12 protein-coding genes are annotated in these 21,451 nt (G+C 32.9%); 11 read left to right on the top strand and 1 reads right to left on the bottom strand.

Translation table 11 applies throughout. From position 1 onward, the window contains the following. Window positions 1–181: 181 nt before the first annotated feature. The 11 genes from ACH2CG_RS10790 (at window position 182) to ACH2CG_RS10840 (ending at window position 18,697) form a co-directional block, all read left to right on the top strand. On the top strand, window positions 182–829 hold the full coding sequence (locus ACH2CG_RS10790; RefSeq protein ID WP_395065035.1) for a hypothetical protein: 648 nt from the start codon (window positions 182–184) through the stop codon (window positions 827–829). Between the two features lie 219 nt (window positions 830–1,048). Further along, window positions 1,049–2,356 (top strand): MFS transporter, encoded by a 1,308-nt coding sequence (locus ACH2CG_RS10795; protein ID WP_395065036.1) that lies wholly within the window; start codon window positions 1,049–1,051, stop codon window positions 2,354–2,356. Next, a complete protein-coding gene (locus ACH2CG_RS10800) occupies window positions 2,349–3,524 on the top strand; it encodes a fructofuranosidase/invertase (RefSeq protein ID WP_395065038.1) in 1,176 nt (391 codons plus the stop codon). The genes ACH2CG_RS10795 and ACH2CG_RS10800 overlap by 8 nt, the downstream gene beginning before the upstream one ends. A 1-nt stretch (window position 3,525) precedes the next feature. Beyond that, window positions 3,526–4,455, top strand: coding sequence for a carbohydrate kinase family protein (locus tag ACH2CG_RS10805; protein WP_395065040.1), 930 nt, complete (start codon window positions 3,526–3,528; stop codon window positions 4,453–4,455). A 26-nt stretch (window positions 4,456–4,481) separates the two neighbouring features. Next, on the top strand, window positions 4,482–5,726 hold the full coding sequence (locus ACH2CG_RS10810) for an MFS transporter (protein ID WP_395065042.1): 1,245 nt from the start codon (window positions 4,482–4,484) through the stop codon (window positions 5,724–5,726). Beyond that, window positions 5,707–7,566, top strand: a complete 1,860-nt coding sequence (locus ACH2CG_RS10815) for a trehalase family glycosidase (RefSeq protein ID WP_395065044.1) — start codon at window positions 5,707–5,709, stop codon at window positions 7,564–7,566. The genes ACH2CG_RS10810 and ACH2CG_RS10815 overlap by 20 nt, the downstream gene beginning before the upstream one ends. Before the next feature lie 103 nt (window positions 7,567–7,669). Beyond that, a complete protein-coding gene (locus ACH2CG_RS10820) occupies window positions 7,670–9,973 on the top strand; it encodes an NADP-dependent malic enzyme (RefSeq protein WP_395065046.1) in 2,304 nt (767 codons plus the stop codon). A gap of 66 nt (window positions 9,974–10,039) precedes the next feature. Beyond that, a complete protein-coding gene (ruvA, locus tag ACH2CG_RS10825; RefSeq protein ID WP_395065048.1) occupies window positions 10,040–10,621 on the top strand; it encodes a Holliday junction branch migration protein RuvA in 582 nt (193 codons plus the stop codon). A 64-nt stretch (window positions 10,622–10,685) separates the two neighbouring features. After that, window positions 10,686–17,915, top strand: coding sequence for a cell surface protein SprA (gene sprA / locus ACH2CG_RS10830; RefSeq protein WP_395065067.1), 7,230 nt, complete (start codon window positions 10,686–10,688; stop codon window positions 17,913–17,915). Window positions 17,916–17,994: 79 nt separating this feature from the next. Continuing rightward, window positions 17,995–18,375 carry a glycine cleavage system protein GcvH gene (gcvH, locus tag ACH2CG_RS10835; protein ID WP_395065049.1) on the top strand — a complete coding sequence of 127 codons (381 nt, stop codon included), beginning with the start codon at window positions 17,995–17,997 and terminating at the stop codon, window positions 18,373–18,375. Further along, window positions 18,368–18,697: a hypothetical protein gene (locus tag ACH2CG_RS10840; RefSeq protein WP_395065051.1), complete on the top strand. Its 330-nt coding sequence runs from the start codon at window positions 18,368–18,370 to the stop codon at window positions 18,695–18,697. The genes gcvH and ACH2CG_RS10840 overlap by 8 nt, the downstream gene beginning before the upstream one ends. A 119-nt stretch (window positions 18,698–18,816) precedes the next feature. Here the strand turns inward: ACH2CG_RS10840 and ACH2CG_RS10845 are convergent, their stop codons facing one another. Then, a complete protein-coding gene (locus ACH2CG_RS10845) occupies window positions 18,817–21,426 on the bottom strand; it encodes a T9SS type A sorting domain-containing protein (RefSeq protein ID WP_395065053.1) in 2,610 nt (869 codons plus the stop codon). Window positions 21,427–21,451: the final 25 nt, after the last annotated feature.

A 21,451-nucleotide genomic window follows, 5' to 3' on the forward strand; every position in this document is an offset into this window, starting at 1 on the left:
TTCCCCATTCTTGAACACCTTGAAATACTGTTCCTGTTGCCGCTTGTACTTTAAAACTAATTGTATAATCACTTTTTTTAACGAACAAATACCATCCTATAAAGTTCTTGAAAAACAAAACTTTAATTTAATAACACAACAAGTTTCTAGCACAAAAGATACTTATAAGTATACTTGGCTAATGAACGCTATAAACGATTCAATTACCGAAGTTTCAGTCGGTATTAATGAAAAAAATGCAAGTATATACAATAGATTAACAGCTCCTTTTTTTAACACAAAGTTTAAAGAAGAACAGGTAAATAAAATTAAAAGTTTTAAAGAAGCTCTAAACCAGCATTTGAAAAGTTTAAAAGTAAAAATTGACGGAATTGGTTCTTCTCAAGAAACATTTGTAGCTTATATAAGTTTGAAAAGTGCACAACAAGAAAAAGCACAAACTATGATTATGAATGACGGAAAAATAACTGGTTTTTTACATAATAAAAATATAAAAATCGTTGGAAAACCCTATTTAGAAGTTACAAAATGGGATGATATTGCCGAAAAAGTAGAATTCAATTACTGCTTTCCAATTGATAAAAGTACAATTGTAATTCAAGATTCATTGGTTAAGTTTAAAACACTTCCTGCACTAAAAGGATTAAAAGCAACATACCATGGCAATTATAGAACTTCCGATAGAGCTTGGTTTTCTTTATTGGATTACGCCCAAAAACATAATTTTAAATTAAACAAAAAACCTTTAGAACATTTTTTTTCCAATCCTTTTAATGGTGGTGATGAGTTAAAATGGGAAACAATAATAATTATTCCATTTGATAAATAAATTTAAAAAGTAAAATTCGTAGACAAATTTATAAACGAAAACGTTTTCGTGTCAATTGTTGACGTTTTAATGACAATAAGTGCTTAAATGAATTTTGGAAGTCTATTTTTGGTCTATAAGATATATGATTTTGAAGTTAGATTAAGTTAATATTTTTATTTTAAAACAAGTAGTTTCCATGTCTTTGATGTGGGAACTATTTTAATTAATAACACAAGTATGAGTAGGAAATTAAGTTTGAGTTTCTGGCAAATTATCAATATGAATGTAGGTTTTTTTGGCATTCAATACAGTTTTGGTTTGCAACAAAGTGCCGTCAATCCTATATATGATTTTCTTGGCGCTAGTCCAGATCAATTGCCTTTACTAAATCTTGCTGGACCATTAACAGGATTATTAATTCAGCCGATAATTGGAGCTTTAAGTGATAAAACATGGTCGCCAAGATTAAAAGGAAGAAGAAAACCCTATTTTTTTGCTGGAGCATTAATTTGTAGTATTGCATTATTCCTTTTTCCGTTTAGTTCTTCATTATGGATGGCAGCTGGTTTATTGTGGATTCTCGATGCAGGAAATAATACTGCAATGGAACCTTATCGAGCATTTATTGCTGATAAGCTAGACGAATCTCAACAACCAATTGGTTTTCAAGCGCAAAGTTTTTTTACAGGATTTGGTCAAACGCTCGCCAATGTTTCTTTATTTATTTTCCCAATGATTTTTATCGGAACTACAGGAAAATTACCAACTTGGGTTTTTGCCTCCTTTTTTCTTGGTGCCGTTTGTTCTATCGGTTCCGTTTGGTGGAGTTCACACACTACGCAAGAAATTCCGCCAACAGACGAAGAATTACAAAAAATAAAATCAGAAACGATTAATGTCTTAACTCCATTTAATGATATATTTTCAGCTATTAAAGATATGCCAAAGATAATGTGGCAATTGGCATTAGTTTATCTTTTTCAGTGGTATGCGTTATTTTGTTATTGGCAAAATTCATCCAAAAGTATTGCGCTTTCCGTTTGGAATACGTCTCCAGAAAAAGACATGAAATTATATGGTGAAGCTGTTTCATGGACAGGTTTGGTAAATGGATGGTATAATGTAGTTACTTTTTTAGTTGCTTTTTTATTAGTTGGTTTTGCAAGAAAATATTCAGCCAAATATGTGCATTTTACTTGTTTAATTTTGGCAGCTATCGGATTTTTAATTTTTCCTCACATAGAAAATAAATATTTATTATTTCCTGCTATCACAGGCTTTGGAATTGGTTGGGCAAGCATGATGGGAATTCCTTATCTAATGGTAATTGCAAATATTCCAAAAGAACGATATGGCGTTTACATGGGAATTATTAACATGATGATAGTAATTCCAATGTTTATTCAAACCATTACTTTTGGATACATTTTGAAACATTTTCTAAACAATGATCCAAGACAAGCAATAACTTTCGCCGGTGGATTATTAGTTTTAAGTGCCATATGTACCTTATTTATGAAATCTAAAAAAGCTATTAGTGAATAATTTAGCCTACCTAAAAGCAATTCAATTGTTGCATGATGTAGCTTCGCCAAATGGTTTTTTGGCAAGTGCAGAAAATACGTCCAATTATAAACGAGTTTGGGCGCGCGATGGCGTTATTTGCGGATTGTCAGCATTAGCATCAGGTGACGAAAAACTTATTGAAACGTTCAAAAAAACATTGCAAACGTTAGCCAATAACCAGCATCAAGTTGGAACTATTCCATCCAATGTATTAATTTCAGATGATAAAAATGAGGTTAGTTACGGCGGTTTAGCAGGAAGAGTAGATGCCGTAACTTGGTTTGTTATTGGTATTTGTCAATATGCTTTTTATAAAAAAGATGTCGATTTTGTTGCTCAATATGATTTGGAAATAGAAAAATGTTTGGCACTTTTAGACGCTTGGGAATTCAATAATAAACATTTATTATATGTGCCATTATCAGGAAATTGGGCTGATGAATACATTACAGATGGTTACACTTTATACGATCAATTGTTGCGCGTTTGGGCTTTAAAATCATATAATTATTTTGCTAAAAGTGATTTAATTGCTTTAAAAATCAACGACATAACCCAACAAATAGAATCTAATTTCTTGCCAAATTCTAACGGTGAAAAATACCACGAACGCGCTTACCACGAAATGAAATTTAACGATTTTATGCCTTGTTCTTTTTCGCCTTCAGGTTATAAAACCAATTTCGATGCTTTCGCAAATTCTCTTGTAGTTTTATTAAATATTGGTTCTGCCGAATTTCAAGATAAAATTGTAAACTACTCACTTTCATTAGCTTCAGAAACTAAATTAGGATTGCTTCCTGCTTTTTGGCCGCCAATTTTTGAAACCGATGAGCATTGGAATTTACTTAAAAACAATTGCAAGTACGAATTTAGAAATTTTCCTTACGAATTTCACAATGGCGGAAGTTGGTCAATGGTCAATGGTTTCTTCGGATTGGCATTACATTCTAAATCTAAAACCGACGAAACGATAGCGATTTTAGAAAAAATAAATTATGCAAACGCGATAAATGAGTATTCGTTTTACGAAAATTTCAACACCAATACACAAGAGCCAAACGGAGTTGCTTTTTGCGCTTGGAGTGCAGCAGCAGCGGTTTTAGTGCATCAATCAATATATACTAATTTTAAAATTCTAGTTTAATTTGAAAACTACAGACATCATTTGCATCGGCGAAGTACTAATAGATTTTATTGGTCACGAAGTCAATACATCCATAAATAGAACCAAAGATTATCATCGTTTTCTTGGTGGTTCACCTACAAATGTTGCCGTAAATGCTTCGCGATTAGGTTTAAAATCTATTCTTGTAGCAACTTGCGGTCAAGACGGTTTGGGCGATTATATTGTTAGAAAATTGAAGGCTAATGAAGTCAATACCAATCATATATGCAAGTTAGAATCGGCGCCAACATCTGTAATTTTTGTTTCAAAATCTACCGAAACACCCGATTTTATTCCCTACAGAGAAGCCGATTGTCAAATTTTAGAACATCAATTATCTGATGAAGTAATTGCTGATGCCAAAATTTACCATACTACTTGTTTTGCATTAAGTAAAAATCCGGCGCGAGAAACCATTTTGAATCGAGCCAAAAAAGCCAAAGAATTAGGATTGCAATTAAGTATAGACATCAATTTTTCGGAAAGAATTTGGCCCAATCGAGAAGAAGCCAAACGAGTAATTGCTAGTTACTTGTTGAATGATCCATTAGTAAAATTGAGCGAAGACGATTGTTATAGACTGTTTGCCGAAGTAAAATCGGAAGATTATATTTTTGATTATTTTCATAATCTTGGTGCCACAACAATTTGTTTAACTAAAGGTAAAAATGGTGTAGTTCTCTCAGATAAAAACCATGGTTTGTTTTTTCAAGAAGCATTACCCATTAACGAAGTTAAAGATGCAACAGGTGCAGGCGATGCCTTTTGGACAGGGTTTTTGTACGCTCAATTGCAACAACGAAATCTTGAAGATAGTATTTCAATAGCTCAAAAATTAGCCGCAATAAAATTACAAAACGTTGGTAGATTACCAGACGGAATTGATTTTAAAGAATATCTAAAAGCATAAAGTATTAACTTTAATTTACTCAAAACATGAAAAATGCAGCCATAAAATTATCTTTGTTTTTTAACTATTTTGTGTTTGCAATATTGCTAAATTGTGTTGGAATTGTAATGCTCCAAATGCAACTAAATTTTGGGGTTTCCAAAGGTGACGCATCTATTCTTGAAGGTTTTAAAGATTTGCCAATTGCAATTGCAGCTTTTATTTTTGCTTCTTTTTTGCCAAAAATTGGACTTAAAAAATCAATGCTTATTGCACTTGCGTTAGTAACAATTGTAAGTAGTATTATGCCATTTGCAGATGCTTTTTGGTATTTCAAATTGTTGTTTTTTGTAATTGGAGTTTCGTTTGCATTGATCAAAGTTTCCGTTTTTTCAACTATTGGATTATTAACCAATAACGAAAAAGAACATGGTAGTTTCATGAATTTTCTTGAAGCAATTTTCATGTCGGGTGTAATGCTCGGCGGATTCGTTTTTAGTTATTTTGTAAATGATGCCGATCCCAAATCGCGCGAATGGTTGCATATTTATTGGTTAATTGCAGGTTTATCTTTACTTGCTTTTTTATTGTTGTTATTCTCAAAATTGGATGAAAAAGAAGCCAAAATTGAAAATACTTCTCTAGAAAAAGATTTTAAAGCAATGATTGGCATGATTGTGAAACCACTTATAATTGTTTTTATACTTTCTATCTTTTTTTATGTAATGATAGAGCAAAGTTTTTCTACTTGGATGCCAACATTTTATAAAGAAATTCTTCATTCGCCCACAAGTATTGCTGTGCAAGCTGGCTCCATTTTGGCAGGCGCAACGTTTTTAGGTAGATTGCTTTCGGGATTTGTATTGTTACGTGTAAAATGGATTTATTTTTTATCTTTTTGCTTGCTTGCAGTGGCAGCAATTGTAATTATTGTAATGCCATTAGCTAAAAATATTGTTATAGAAAACACCCAACAAATGACTTGGTTAAATGCGCCTTTTGTATTGTATTTATTACCAATAATGGGATTGTTTTTAGCACCAATTTACCCAACATTAAATTCTACAATTCTTTCTTCTTTGCCCAAACACAAGCACAGTTCAATGGCTGGATTAATTGTAGTTTTTTCGGCACTTGGTGGAACAACTGGTTCCATAATTACGGGTCACGTTTTCGAATCATTTGACGGTACAACTGCTTTCTATTTCTCGTTAATTCCTATAACATTAATCTTTATCTTAATTTGGATATTATATAAAATGAATAATAAACATGCCAGTAGTAAAGCTTAATATTTCCGAAACACTTTCGCAACTTCTACAACAAGAAGATACCGATAACGATAAACGAATTACTATTGAAGACAAAGGAATAAAAAAATTTCTGCTTCAATCTAATGGAAACCAAGTTGCTGTTGAAGGCACTTATTTTTTATCCAATTTATTGCAAGAATTAATTCTGGCACAAGAAAATAATATAAATTTTATTGATTCTGATAAAGTTTTCGAACTTCCAGCCAATAGAATTAACAGAATGATTAAAGACTATTTCTGGGATGGTTTAACTCGAACTATGGACGAAAAAGGTTTGGAAAATATATTAACCGATTCAAAATCTAAAACTGAAAAATCTATTATTTATGTTCCGTTTACCGATGATTTTGCTTTTGAATATTACCAAAAATTAGTTGCCAAGTTCAATCTAAAAGTAGTTCAACTTCCTAAGGATATTACGCCACAATACGTAAGTAGTATTAACGATGAAGGCGGAATTTTATCGTTGGCATTAGAACAAAAAGAAGGAAAAGTAATTGGAGTTCCATTTGCCGTTCCAGGCGGACGGTTTAATGAAATGTATGGTTGGGATTCTTATTTTGAAAATATAGGATTGCTACTTGACGGAAAATTAGATCTTGCTAAAAGCATGGTCGAAAATTTTAGTTATCAAATTACGCATTATGGCAAAATTCTAAACGCCAATCGTTCGTATTATCTAACCCGAACACAACCTCCATTTTTTTCAAGTATGATTCGCGAAGTATTTGAAGCAATGTCAGTTAAAGATTTGAGTTGGTTGAAAAATAATCTTCAAATTGCCATAAAAGAATACGAAACCGTTTGGATGGAATCGGGAAAACGATTAACACAAAATGGATTAAATCGTTATTTTGCTCAAGGAATTGGTCTGCCTCCAGAAACCGAATCGGGACATTATGATGATATTTTAAAACCATTTGCAGAAAATGCCAATTTGACTATTCCTGAATATGAAAAGTTATATTACCAACGCAAAATTGAAAATCTAGATTTAGATGCTTATTTTGTTCATGATAGAAGCGTTCGCGAAAGCGGTCACGATACAAGTTACCGACTAGAAGGAATTTGTGCTTCGTTAAATGTGGTCGAATTGAATGCCATGTTGTACAAATATGAAACTGATTTTGCCGAAATTATCGCAACTTATTTTGACAATTCATTTGAATATAATACTAAAAGTTACAATGATAACTATTGGATTTCTAAAGCTGAAACTCGAAAAGAACTCATAAATCACTATCTATGGAACGAAGCCGATTCTTGCTTTTATGATTACAATATAGTTACCAAAGAACAAAATATATTTCTATCGGCTGCAAGTTTTTTTCCGCTTTGGGCAAAAAATGCAACTCAAGAGCAAGCCGATTTATTGATTGAAAAACACTTGTCAAAATTAGTTTTTGATGGAGGAATTGCTGGTTGTTCTATAGAAGCCTTGCAAAATATTGATGCCAATAAAATGCAGCGTCAATGGGATTTTCCTAACGGTTGGCCACCACATCAAATCATAATCTGGCAAGGATTAATAAATTATGGTTACCATCAAAAAGCACAAGAATTAATTTACAGATGGCTTTGGATGATTACTAAAAATGCCTGCGATTACAACGGAACAGTTCCCGAAAAATATGATGTAGTGTTGGCTTCACACAAGGTTTTTGCCGAATATGGAAATCAAGGAACCGATTTTGAATACATCACTCGCGAAGGTTTTGGATGGATGAATGCTTCATTTCAATATGGTTTTCAATTGTTAAATCATGATTTGAAAGAAGCTTTAAACACACTTAAATCTCCAAATGATTTATTTTTATAAAAAATAGACATCAAATTTTATTTTTATTAAAAGAATAGTGATAAAAGTTTCCTTTTTCAGTCTATACTTTTACCTTTGTAAGTCAGAATGATAAAAGACTACAATGAATACTAATAAATCGAGTAAGCGTAGAGAAGCATTATTGTATCACGCTAAACCAACTCCAGGAAAAATACAAGTTGTTCCAACCAAGAAATATGCAACACAAAGAGATTTGTCGTTGGCTTATTCTCCTGGTGTTGCCGAACCGTGTTTGGAAATTGCTAAAGACGTAAATAATGTTTATAAATATACTGCCAAAGGAAATCTTGTTGCCGTAATTACCAATGGAACTGCGGTTTTAGGTCTTGGTGATATTGGTCCAGAAGCATCCAAGCCAGTTATGGAAGGAAAGGCATTGTTGTTCAAGATTTTTGCCGACATTGATGTTTTTGACATTGAAGTTGATACGAAAAATATTGAAGAATTTATTGCTACAGTAAAAAATATTGCTCCCACTTTTGGAGGAATAAATCTAGAAGATATTAAAGCTCCAGAGTCGTTTGAAATTGAACGCAGACTGGTTGAGGAATTAAATATTCCTGTAATGCATGACGATCAACATGGAACTGCAATTATATCATCGGCAGCTTTATTAAATGCGCTTGAGCTTGCAGGAAAAGAAATCGAAAATGTAAAATTGGTAGTTTCTGGTGCTGGTTCGGCTGCATTAGCTTGTGCTAATTTGTATGTTTTACTAGGTATTCAACCCAAAAACATTATCATGTTTGATAAAGATGGTGTTTTGTCTGTTGATAGAACCGATTTATCGGAACTTCAAAAAAGATATTCTTTCGGAAAAAAAGGCATTCAATTGCAAGAAGCTTTGCAAAATGCTGATGTTTTTCTTGGACTTTCGGCAGGTAATATTCTTACTTCAGAAATGCTTCTTGGAATGGCAAAAGATCCAATTGTTTTTGCAATGGCAAATCCTGTTCCAGAGATAGATTACAATATTGCTATTGCTACAAGAAAAGATATAATTATGGCAACAGGTCGATCTGACCATCCTAATCAAGTAAATAATGTATTAGGTTTTCCATATATTTTTCGTGGTGCACTAGATGTTCGAGCTACTAAAATTAACGAAGCTATGAAAATGGCTGCTGTTCGCGCTCTTGCTGCTTTGGCTAAAGAATCGGTTCCAGAGCAAGTAAATATTGCCTATGGCGAAACTAGATTAAATTTTGGTCGTGATTACATTATTCCAAAACCTTTCGATCCACGATTGATAACCATGGTTGCGCCAGCAGTTGCAAAAGCTGCAATGGAAAGCGGTGTTGCCTTGCATCCAATTACCGATTGGGAAAAATATGAAGAAGAATTATTAGAACGAATGGGTTCTGATAATAAAATGGTTAGATTGTTAACAAATAGAGCTAAAACTGATCCTAAACGAATAGTTTTTGCCGAAGCAGATCAATTAGACGTTTTAAAAGCGGCACAAATTGTATATGAAGAAGGAATAGGACATCCAATTTTATTAGGAAGAAAAGAAGATATTCTGGAACTAAAAGAAGAAATTGGTTTTGATGCCGATGTTCCAATTTTTGACCCTAAAACACAAGAAGAGGACAAACGCAGATTAGAATACGCCGAGATTTACTGGAAAGAAAGAAATAGACGCGGTATTTCACTACTTGATGCCCAAAAATGGATGCGCGAACGTAATTATTTTGCTGCAATGATGGTCAATCAAGGCGATGCAGATGCAATGGTTTCGGGTTATTCTAGAAGTTATCCAACCGTTGTAAAACCTTTAATGCAATTGATTGGTAAAGCACCAGGAATTTCGTTAATCGCTACTACTAATATGATGATGACCAATCGTGGACCAATGTTTTTGTCAGATACTGCAATAAATCCTGATCCATCAGCAGATGATTTAGCTAAAATTGCTCTTATGACAGAGAAAACAGTTAGAATGTTTGGTATGGAACCAGTTATTGCCATGGTTTCATTTTCTAACTTTGGTTCGTCTGCTCATGAAAGTGCAAGCAAAGTGCGCGAGGCGGTTTCTTATTTGCATAAATATTATCCAGATTTAATTGTTGACGGCGAAATTCAAGCCGATTTTGCTCTAAATCCAGACATGCTTAAAGCCAAATTTCCGTTTTCTAAATTGGCAGGAAAGAAAGTAAATACACTTATTTTTCCAAATTTAGAATCGGCTAATATTACTTATAAATTATTGAAAGAATTGTATAAAGTAGATTCTGTTGGGCCAATTATGCTAGGAATGGATAAGCCAGTTCACATTTTTCAATTGGGAGCAAGTGTAGAAGAAATGGTTAACATGGCGGCAGTTGCAGTAGTTGATGCACAAGAGAAAGGAAAACGAATTAAGAATTTCGACGTTAATAACTAACAGAATAACGGCAATTGTAATGCCAGTTAAAGTTTTTTGTTATATTTGAATTGCATAAAAAATACTATGATAGCACACATTCAAGGAAAATTAGTAGAGAAAACGCCAACAGAGGTTGTAATAGACTGTAATGGTGTGGGTTATCATATTAATATTTCGTTACATACCTATACATTACTTCCTAAAACCGATTTTATAAAACTCTTTACGCACTTGATTATCAAAGAAGATGCTCATTCGTTGTATGGATTTGTAGAAAAATCTGAAAAAGAAATTTTCAAGATGTTATTGACCGTTTCGGGCATTGGTGCCGGTATTGCTAGAACAATGCTTTCATCGCTTGAGCCAAAACAAATTATCAATGCATTGGCAAGTGGCGATGTAGGGACAATTCAATCTATAAAAGGTATTGGTGGCAAAACTGCTCAACGTGCCATACTAGATTTGAAGGATAAAGTGTTAAAAATTTACGATTTAGACGAAGTTTCACTATCTCAAAACAATACAAATCGTGATGAAGCGTTATCTGCTTTGGAGGTTTTAGGTTTTGTTAGAAAAGCTTCCGAAAAAATAGTCGATAAAGTAATTAGTGAAAATCCAGATGCTACTGTTGAAGTTATTATTAAACAAGCATTAAAAAATTTATAATTGTTTGAAAACATATTACAATAAATACACAAAAGTTGTTCGAAATCTGACATTCATTTTTGTAATGATGTTGGTTGGGCAACTGTCTGTTGCGCAGGTAACTCCAACTCCTACAACGGCTCCAATACCTACAACGACTCCAGTTCAAGTTACAGATTCAACAGGTTATAATACAGGAAGCATTAAGTTGGAAAACCCAAAAAGTGTGGTCGAAGCATATACGTATGATCCTACTACAAACATGTATGTGCTAACTAAAACCTTTGAAGGATTTAATATTAATTACCCAATTATTCTTACTCCTAAAGAATATGAACAACTGGTTCTTAGAGAATCAATGCACGATTATTTCAAGAAAAAATCTGATGCTATAGAAGGTAAAAAAGAAGGCGCAGAGGAGGCTAAAAGAGATTTATTGCCCAAATATTATGTAAATTCTAGTTTTTTCGAAACTATTTTTGGCGGAAACACTATAGATGTAAAACCTACAGGATCTGTAGAAATTGATTTGGGTTTTAGACACACCAAGCAAGACAATCCTTCTTTTTCTCCTAGAAATAGAGCTACAACTACCTTTGATTTTGACCAGCGAATTAGCATGAGTTTAATGGGAAAAGTAGGAACTAGATTGAACGTAAATGCCAATTATGACACACAATCTACCTTTGCTTTTCAAAATCTTATTAAACTAGAATTTGACCCAACGGCTAAAGGTGGCGAAGATTCTATCATACAAAAAATTGAAGTAGGTAATGTAAGTATGCCACTAAACAGCTCGCTTATAAGAGGTGCTCAAAGTTTGTTTGGTGTTAAGGCACAACTACAATTTGGAAAAACAACGGTAACAGGAGTTTTTTCTGAACAAAAATCGCAAACAAAATCTATTACTTCACAAGGTGGCGGAACGATTCAAAATTTCGAACTTTTTGCTCAAGAGTATGATGCCGACAGACACTTTTTCTTATCGCAGTATTTCAAAAATAAATATGATACTTCACTAAGAAATTATCCGTTAATTGATAGTAGAGTGCAAATAACGCGTATAGAAGTTTGGATAACCAACAAGCAGAATAGAGTAAGTACAACAAGCAACAATTTAAGAAACATTATTGCACTTCAAGATTTAGGTGAAGCTAGTTTGACCGATAATAGAACGTCAACACCTATTCCAAACTCTGAAGTTGTAGCTATTGATCCTATTAGTAATCCTGCAAATAGTTTTTTCTTAGCTCCACAAGACACACCATCTAAAAATAGTAACAATAAGTATGATCCAAATTTAATAACCACTGGTGGTGGTTACTTAAATCCTAACATTAGAGAAATTGTAACTTCTAACTCTGGTTTTAATAATTTAGCTCCTGTAAGCGAAGGAACAGATTATGCCAAGCTAGAAAATGCCAGAAAATTAAGTCCAAATGAATTTACTTTTCATCCTCAATTGGGTTATATTTCATTACAACAGCGATTGGCCAATGATGAGGTTCTAGCTGTTGCTTATCAATATACTATTGGTGATCAAGTGTATCAAGTGGGAGAATTTGGAACAGACGGAGTTGATGCAACTCAGGTTGATCCCAACGGAATTCCATCTTCGAAAGCATTAATTTTGAAAATGCTTAAAAGTAGCTTAACCAATGTTCAAAAACCAATTTGGGGATTGATGATGAAAAATATTTATCAAATTCAAGGTGGTTATCAATTGCAAAAAGAAGATTTTAAATTTAATATTTTATATACAGATCCTTCTCCTTTAAATTATATAACGCAAGCAACAAGTACTTCGCCACTTCCTGCCGATGTAGAACAAGCACCGTTATTAAATGTTTTTAATGTTGATAAATTAAATTATAATAATGACCCACAAAACGGAGGTGATGGTTTTTTTGATTTCATACCAGGATTAACAGTTGATCAACAAAATGGTAGGTTAATATTTACCAAAGTAGAACCATTTGGTAAATACTTATTTGATAAATTGAGAACAAGTCCAACAGAAAACTACAATGGTGATCCTCTTACGCCAGATTATAATGCCAATCAAGCAAAATACGTTTTTAGAAGTTTGTATAAATCTACACAAGCAGCTGCGCTACAAGATAGTGGTAAAAACAAGTTTCAGCTTAGAGGTAAATTTAAATCGTCTGGTGGCGACGGAATTCCTATTGGTGCATTTAATGTTCCTAAAGGTTCTGTTGTAGTTACAGCTGGCGGACGAGTATTAGTAGAAGGTATAGACTATACTGTAAATTATCAGGCAGGACGCGTTCAAATTCTTGATCCTGCATTATCAGCATCCAATACACCTATAGAAGTGTCTGTAGAAAACAACTCGGTTTTTGGTCAACAAACCAGACGTTTCTTTGGGGTAAATGTTGAGCATAAATTTTCTGATAAATTTCTTTTGGGTGCAACATTCTTAAAAATGTCCGAAAGACCTTTTACCCAAAAATCCAATTATGGTCAAGAATCTGTAAACAATTCCATTTATGGATTAAACACTAGCTATTCTACAGAAGTTCCTTTCTTGACACGATTGGTAAATAAATTGCCCAATATTGATACAGATGTTCCTTCTGTAGTTTCCTTTAGAGGTGAGGTTGCTTACTTAAAACCTAATTCACCTAAGACAGATAAATTTCAGGGAGAATCTACAATTTATGTAGATGACTTTGAAGGTTCGCAAACTACTATCGATTTAAAATCTCCTTTTTCTTGGTATTTATCGGCAACTCCAGAACGACCAACAACTGGTCCAGCGGCTTTTTATAACGATTTTGGAGGAACTTCCAATACAATAAGTTACGGATTTAAAAGAGCTAAATTAGCATGGTACAGCATAGATCCTGTTTTTTATACCCAAAGACCAACAGGAATTTCAGATAGCGACTTGTCTTATAATAGTACTAGAAGAATATACAGTCAAGAATTATATCCTAATACGGTTATCGCTCAAGGACAATCTCAGGTTGTTAACACATTAGATTTAACATTTTTTCCAAAGGAACGCGGACCTTTTAATTTTAATCCTGCAACAGCACCAGATGAAACGTTACCAAATCCTACAGACAATTTTGGAGGTATAGTTAGGGCTTTAAATTCTACCAATTTTGAACAAGCCAATGTAGAATACATTCAGTTTTGGATGTTAGATCCTTATTTTGATCCAGGAAATGTTTCTGCACAAGCAAATTCTACAAATACAGGAAAAATCTATTTTAATTTAGGTGAAATATCAGAGGATGTACTTAAAGACGGTAGGAAATTTTATGAAAATGGAGTAGGAACTAATCAGGTTGTTGTTGCTCCACAAGGAATTTGGGGTGATGTTCCTGCATCACAATCGTTAATTTATGCTTTTGATTCTAACCAAAACAATAGAACTGCACAAGATTTAGGATATAATGGAATTAATGACAGTCAAGAAGCAGCTAAGTTTCCTGCATTTGCATCATTTGGAGATCCTGCTGCTGATAACTATAAGTATTTTTTAAACACTACTGGCGATGTTTTTCAAAGGTATAAAAACTATAATGGTACAGAAGGAAACTCTCCAATAGATGTTACAGATACCAATCGTGGCTCTTCAACAGTTCCAGATGTTGAAGACATTAATAGAGACAATACCATGAATACTATTAATGCATATTACGAATATAGTATTGATGTAAGTCCATCTGCACTTGCACTAACAAATGTTGGTAATAACTATATTACAGATGTAAGAGAAACTACAGTAACGTTGCCCAATGGTGATAATACTAGTGCTAGATGGATTCAATTTAAAATTCCAGTTTCTCAACCAACTAATACCATTGGAAGCATTTCAGATTTTCGTTCTATTCGATTTATGAGAATGTTTATGACTGGTTTTAAGGAGCAAATTACCACTCGTTTTGGGTCACTAGATTTAGTTCGAGGTGAGTGGAGACGTTATGAAAATACATTGGATGTAAACGATACCGATCCATCGGATGACAGTACAGACTTTGACGTTATTGCATTAAATATTCAAGAAAACGGTGACAGAACACCTATTAAATATGTTACACCACCAGGAGTTGAGTTAGAACAATTGTATTATAATAACACTTTAATTCCTCAAAATGAGCAAGCACTAGCACTAAGAGCAACAGGTTCTGGTTTAGAACCAGGCGATTCTAGAGCAGTATTTAAAAATGTAAGTGTAGACATGCGTCAGTTTAAAAAATTGAAAATGTTTTTGCATGCAGAGGCTTTGCCCAATGATCCAGATCCATTAGTTGACGATGAAATGGTAGGTTTTATAAGATTTGGAAATGACTTTACAGATAACTTCTATCAAGTAGAAATGCCCTTAAAGGTAACTCAAGTTGGTGGTGTTACACCGGAATCAGTTTGGCCAGAAGAAAATTTTATGAATGTTTCGTTGGAACTTATTACTAGAATGAAAATTTTAGCTTTAAATCATGTTTACACACCAGGAGAAATTTATTATCCAGATGATGATGTAGCCGTGGTAGATGGTGATGGCGATCCTAAACTGCATTTGGGTATAAGAGGAAATCCAAACTTTGGGTTGGTGAGAACAATAATGCTTGGTATAAAAAATCAAACCAATGTTTTAAACACAACACAACATCCATTACTTCCTAAAAGAATAAAAGGTGAAGCATGGTTTAATGAAATGCGACTGGCCGAAATGGATAACAAAGGCGGTATGGCAGCTGTTGCTAATATGGATGCCAACCTTGCCGATTTTGCCAATGTTTCTGCAACAGGAAGATTAAGCACTATTGGTTTTGGTACATTAGAACAAGGTCCAAATGAAAGAAGTCGTGAAGATGTTTTACAATATAATGTTGTTACCAATATGAGTTTAGGAAAATTATTGCCCAAAAAATGGGGTGTTAATCTGCCTTTTAATTATGCGATTGGTGAAGAATTTATTACGCCCAAATATGATCCTTTCAATCAAGATATTGAACTAAAACAACTAATTGATGTAACTGCAGATGATGCCGAAAAAAGAAATCTTAAAAATCGTGCAATAGATTATACTAAGAGAAAAAGTATTAATTTTATTGGGGTTAAAAAAGAACGTGGCGAAAAACAAAAGCAACATTTCTATGATCCAGAAAATTTAACACTTTCTTATTCCTACAATCAAGTTGATAGACATAACTATGAACTTGAGAATTATACCGATCAACAAGTAAATACAACAGCAGACTATACTTTTGCTTTTCAACCTAAACCACTAGAACCTTTCAAAAAAGTTAAAACTTTTAAGAAAAGTAGTTATTGGAAATTGTTGAGTGATTTTAATTTTAATTACTTACCGACCAATGTTTCCTTTAGTTCCAATATCACTAGACAATTCAACAAGCAACAATTTAGACTTGTAGATGTAGAAGGAATAGGCCTTGATGCTCTATATCAAAGAAATTTCTTGTTTAATTATCAATACGGATTTAACTATAATCTTACCAAAGCACTAAAAATTAATTTTAGCGCTACTTCCAATAATATTGTTAGAAATTATCTAGACGAGAACAATGATCCTGATAATTCTTATACTATTTGGACAGATTACTGGAATATAGGAAGTTCTAATTTACACAACCAACAGATTACTGTTAATTATGATTTGCCAATAAATAAAATTCCATTTTTGAGTTTTGTTAAATCGGCATATACTTACACAGGAAATTATAGTTGGCAAAGGTCTTCATTGGCACTGTCTTCAATAACAGACCTAAATGGAATGGAATATAACTTGGGGAACACAATTCAAAATTCTGGAGCTCACAAGTTAAACACTCAATTCAATATGGATACATTCTATAAATATATTGGATTGGTTAAAAGTAAAAAAACAACAAAAACACTACAAACAGTACCGCCAAAACCAGGTGATAAAGTTGCCGCAGTAAAAGCTACACCAGCGAAAGACGCTAATGTTTTCCTAGACGGATTGATAGGTATTGTAACAAGTGTTAAAAATCTTCAAATTAATTATATTGAAAATCAAGGAACTGCTCTTCCGGGTTTCCTTCCTAGAGTAGGTTTCTTTGGAACGGCCAAGCCATCACTCGGATTTGCCTTTGGAGGACAAGACGATGTGAGATTTGAAGCAGCCAAAAACGGTTGGTTAACTAGCTATCCAGAATTCAATCAAAATTATACACAAGTACTTACGCGTACCTTAGAGTTTACAGCAAATCTAGATTTATTTCCAGATTTTAAGATAGACTTAAATGCTAATAGAACGTATGCCAATAATTATTCTGAACAATATGATGTAACTAATGGACAATACAATTCTAGATCACCTTATGATACAGGAAACTTTGCAATTTCTACAGTTTTAATAAAAACAGCTTTTAGTAATAGTGATGAGTTTGGTTCGTCTGCGTTTGACATGTTTAGAGAAAATCGCCTTACTATTGCTAATAGATTGGCAACTCAAAGAGGTATCGATTTATCAATACCAGCTAATATTGATGCAGATGGTTATCCTGTAGGTTATGGAAAAAGTAGCCAACAAGTTTTATTGCCATCATTTTTAGCAGCTTATACAGGTGCAAATGCTTCTGATGTTTCTTTAGGGATGTTTAGAAGTACTCCAATTCCTAACTGGAATGTAAAATATAATGGGTTAATGCGATACAAATTTTTTAAGGAGAAGTTTAAACGTTTTTCTTTACAACACAATTATAAAGCTTCTTATACTATTAATACCTTTAGATCAAGTTTTGATTACAACCAAAATCCTAACGGAAAAGACATAGGTGGTAATTATTATGCACAAACTATTGTAGGAAATGTCAATCTTGTTGAGCAATTTAATCCATTGATAAGAGTAGATTTTGAAACTAAAAGTTCCTTTAAGCTTTTGATGGAAATGAAAAAAGACAGAGCTTTATCACTTAGTTTTGATAACAATTTACTTACAGAAGTAAAAGGTATAGAATATGTAATAGGAACAGGTTATCGTTTTAAAGATGTTATATTTTCTACTCAGCTAGCAGACAGTCCAACAGGAATTATTAAAAGTGATATTAATTTGAAAATTGATTTCTCTTATAGAAACAATAAAACTATAGTTCGTTATCTAGATTATAATAACAATCAATTGGGTGGAGGTCAGAATATTTGGTCTGCCAAATTAACTGCCGATTACTCCTTTAGTAAAAACTTAACCGCCATTTTCTATTATGACCACTCGTTTTCTAAAGCCGTGATTTCTACATCGTTTCCATTAACAAATATTAGAGGCGGATTTACCTTGAGATATAATTTTGGAAATTAATTGAAATACTAATAAAAATCATTTTATAGATTTAAGAATAAACAATACATTTGACCTGAATTTTAAAACAACAAACATAATGAATATACCAACTAACTTAAAATACACAAAAGACCACGAATGGATATCTCTTGATGGTGATGTAGCAACAATCGGAATTACAGATTTTGCTCAAAGCGAACTAGGAGATATTGTTTATGTTGAGGTTGAAACGCTAGATCAAACATTAGAACGAGATGAGGTTTTTGGTACGGTAGAAGCCGTAAAAACAGTTTCAGATTTATTCTTACCTCTTTCAGGAGAAATTATAGAATTTAATGATGATCTAGAACGAAGTCCAGAAACTGTAAACTCTGATCCTTATGGAGCAGGTTGGATGGTAAAAGTTAAAGTTTCCGACTTGTCACAATGGGAAGATTTGCTAGATAACGAAGCTTACGGAGCTTTAATAGGTGCTTAAAAATAAAAAAACATTTCTGCCTTTAGCCATTCTTTGGACGTGTATTATCACGTTCCTAAGTCTAGTTTCATTTACTGCAGATGTAGGAAGTCAAATACATGTTCCTTATAAAGATAAATATGTTCATTTTGCCTTTTATTTTATTTTTGTTGTGTTTTGGGCTTCCTTCATTAATGGAAAATCCAATAACTCATTTACAAATTGTATAATTTTAATATTTGCAATTCAATATGGTGTTTTTATGGAGATTTGTCAAGGTACTTTACTACAACTAGAATGCCAGATATATTTGATATCTACGCCAATTCTTCAGGAGCAATAGTAGGATTGATTTTTATAACAATAGTACATAAAACCAAAAAAACCACTCAACTATGAGTGGTTTTTTTTGTAAAAAATTTAAAAAAACCATAAATTGGGTCTCTTTTTTAATTTAGATTTTTATTCTTTAATAATTTTTACTATTTTTTCTTGACCTTGGCTTGAGACTTTTACAAAGTAAATTCCTTTAGATAAGGAAGAAATATTAAGTTCTGTTTGTAAATCATTTATTTTTTTAGATAGTATATTTTGTCCTAAAATTGAAGTTAGTTCTATCGCATCAATTACAGATGAATTTGAAATTGTTAAACTATTTTTTACAGGATTTGGGTAATAATTAAAGTTGCTAAAAGCAAAGTTTTCTATTGACAAATTACTAACGACTGTTGTAGAAGCAGTGTTGGTTGTTATAGGAGCATTATAATCAAAATAAATACTTGCTGCATTTGGAATTACATTTCCTACAGCAATAGAAGCAATTGGTTTTACTTTATAAGTTACATAACCATGACTTAAAGGTTCATTTGTTGTTCCTGGCAAATAGATTCCTTCAAATAGAAATTCGTTGTGACCATTTTTGTTTTTTACTCTACAATTGTGGCTTGAAGTAATTAATTGAAACGTACTCCAGTCTAATTTTGGATCTAAATCGTTTAATACTTTTATATTAATTGCATCAGATGTTCCTACATTTTGAAAACGAATGGTATAATGTAAATATCCTTGTTGCGCTTGCGCGAGTGTAATAGTCGCGCCTTCATGAACTATAATGTCATTTGGATCTTGTGCGTTTACTACAGTTTGATTTACGGCACTTGAATTATCAATAGGAGTAGCGTCGGCAACAAGAGGTGTAATATTTCCCGAAAACGATACTACATTTCCTGAGTCTACCGTTGGTGGTGTTGCTACTAACAATTTTACATTATATATTTTTCTTTTTTCAAAAGGTGCTAATGAAGCAAAATTATAAGTTATAGTATTCAGTCCTATATTATTTGGCGATGGAGTGCTGCTTGAAAATGTCATTTTAGTATTGTCAAACTGAAAAGTAACTTGACCACTTAATGTTGTACTTCCATTATTTTTATATAAAATGTCGTAATAGGCAGGAAGTCCCGGAACTACGTTAAATCTTGGTATTAAAACAATCTCTAAATCATCAACATTTGTATTTGCCGTAATACAAAAATCGGGAGCAATTGTTGTTCCTGGAAGTGTGAAATTAAATACTTGTGTTGCTGGCGTAACCGTGAAATAGGATGGTAAATTGGTTACAGAAACCGTATTTGTTCCTACATCGCCAATAAGATAGTAATCACTTGCGCCATTATAATTGGTGTAACTTGTATAGGCATTTGAGTTATTATTATTTTTTATACTAATATTGTTTAAAAAAGGATCACTTGCATCGCAACCATTAGCATTGGCATCAAATTTTACTTTTCCTAAAATTCTATTTTTAAAAACTACTACATAAGCATAATTTACAGTACAATCGCTTAAATTTGTTGCGCGGCATATTTGATATGGAACAGGATAAGTTCCTTCCGAAACATTTCCTATTGCTATAGTTCCATTTGCATTGATTGAAAAACCAGCTGGAATGTTGAGTGGTGTGATTATAATATCATTAGAATTTAATGGACTTCCGTTTAACGTGTCATTAGTAAGAACACTTAACGTAGTTGTAGCGTTCGGATAGTTCACATCTAGATAATCATAATTTGCTACAAGCGAAGAAATTCCTGTTACTACAACTATTGCTGTAGCAGAACTGCATGTGCCAAATGGCGTTGTTTCACAAACACCATATTGAATTATATAAGTTCCTGGCGGAGTGCCTACTGGAACTGTAATTACGCCGTCTGATTGTAATGTCAAACCATTTGGAATACTTTGTGGATATACAAATGAATTGAATTGGTTTAACATTCCGTTACACTCAGAAAAATCATTGTTGAGTACACTCATTGTTGCTCCGCCAACAGTGTTATCAATTGGAGAAAAACTAAAATCATCAGGAGCTGCATACAAAAATCCCGGTACAATGCCTATTGTTGCAAAAGAAACATCACAATTATTTGGATTTGCAATTTCACACAATTGGTAGGTTAATGGATAATTTCCGGGCGCTAAAACTCCTGGTAAAATAAAGATATCACCATTCGGGTTTAAATTAATTCCAGGATAAGTATTTATTAACGTTACTACAACATTTGCTGGATGGATAATATTTCCAGGATTGGTGTAATAGGTTTGTAAAATAGCAGGAACACCATTTAGAGTATCAATAAATAATGGATTACCATTAGTTCCTAAGATATTCCCAACATAATATTGACAATTTGAAGTGGTAAAACTATCAGGATAAGTAATAAGTTCTGTATTTATAGTAACCACACCAGTATCGCAAGACGTTGGATTTCCAATTATACATATCTGATAAACAAGCACATAACTTCCTTGAGGCGTTCCTGCTGCAACATTAATGTTGGTTCCAGAAATGGTAACTCCAGGATTTGAAGAAGAAACGGTAGTGATACTTACATTACTTGCTAGTGCTTGGTTTCCGTTTAAGGTGTCATTTAGTAAAAAATTACCTGCAACTACATTGGTTGCGCCATAAACAACCTCAAAATTATCGTCAACAGCATTAATCTGTGCAAAAGTGTTGAAACTAGTTAAAATTGAGAATAAAAATAAAAGTGGTAGGTAGTGTTTTTTCATAAGTAAATATTTAATATTCAAATAT

The sequence above is a fragment of the Flavobacterium sp. genome (genome assembly GCF_043778725.1).
GTDB lineage: Bacteria > Bacteroidota > Bacteroidia > Flavobacteriales > Flavobacteriaceae > Flavobacterium.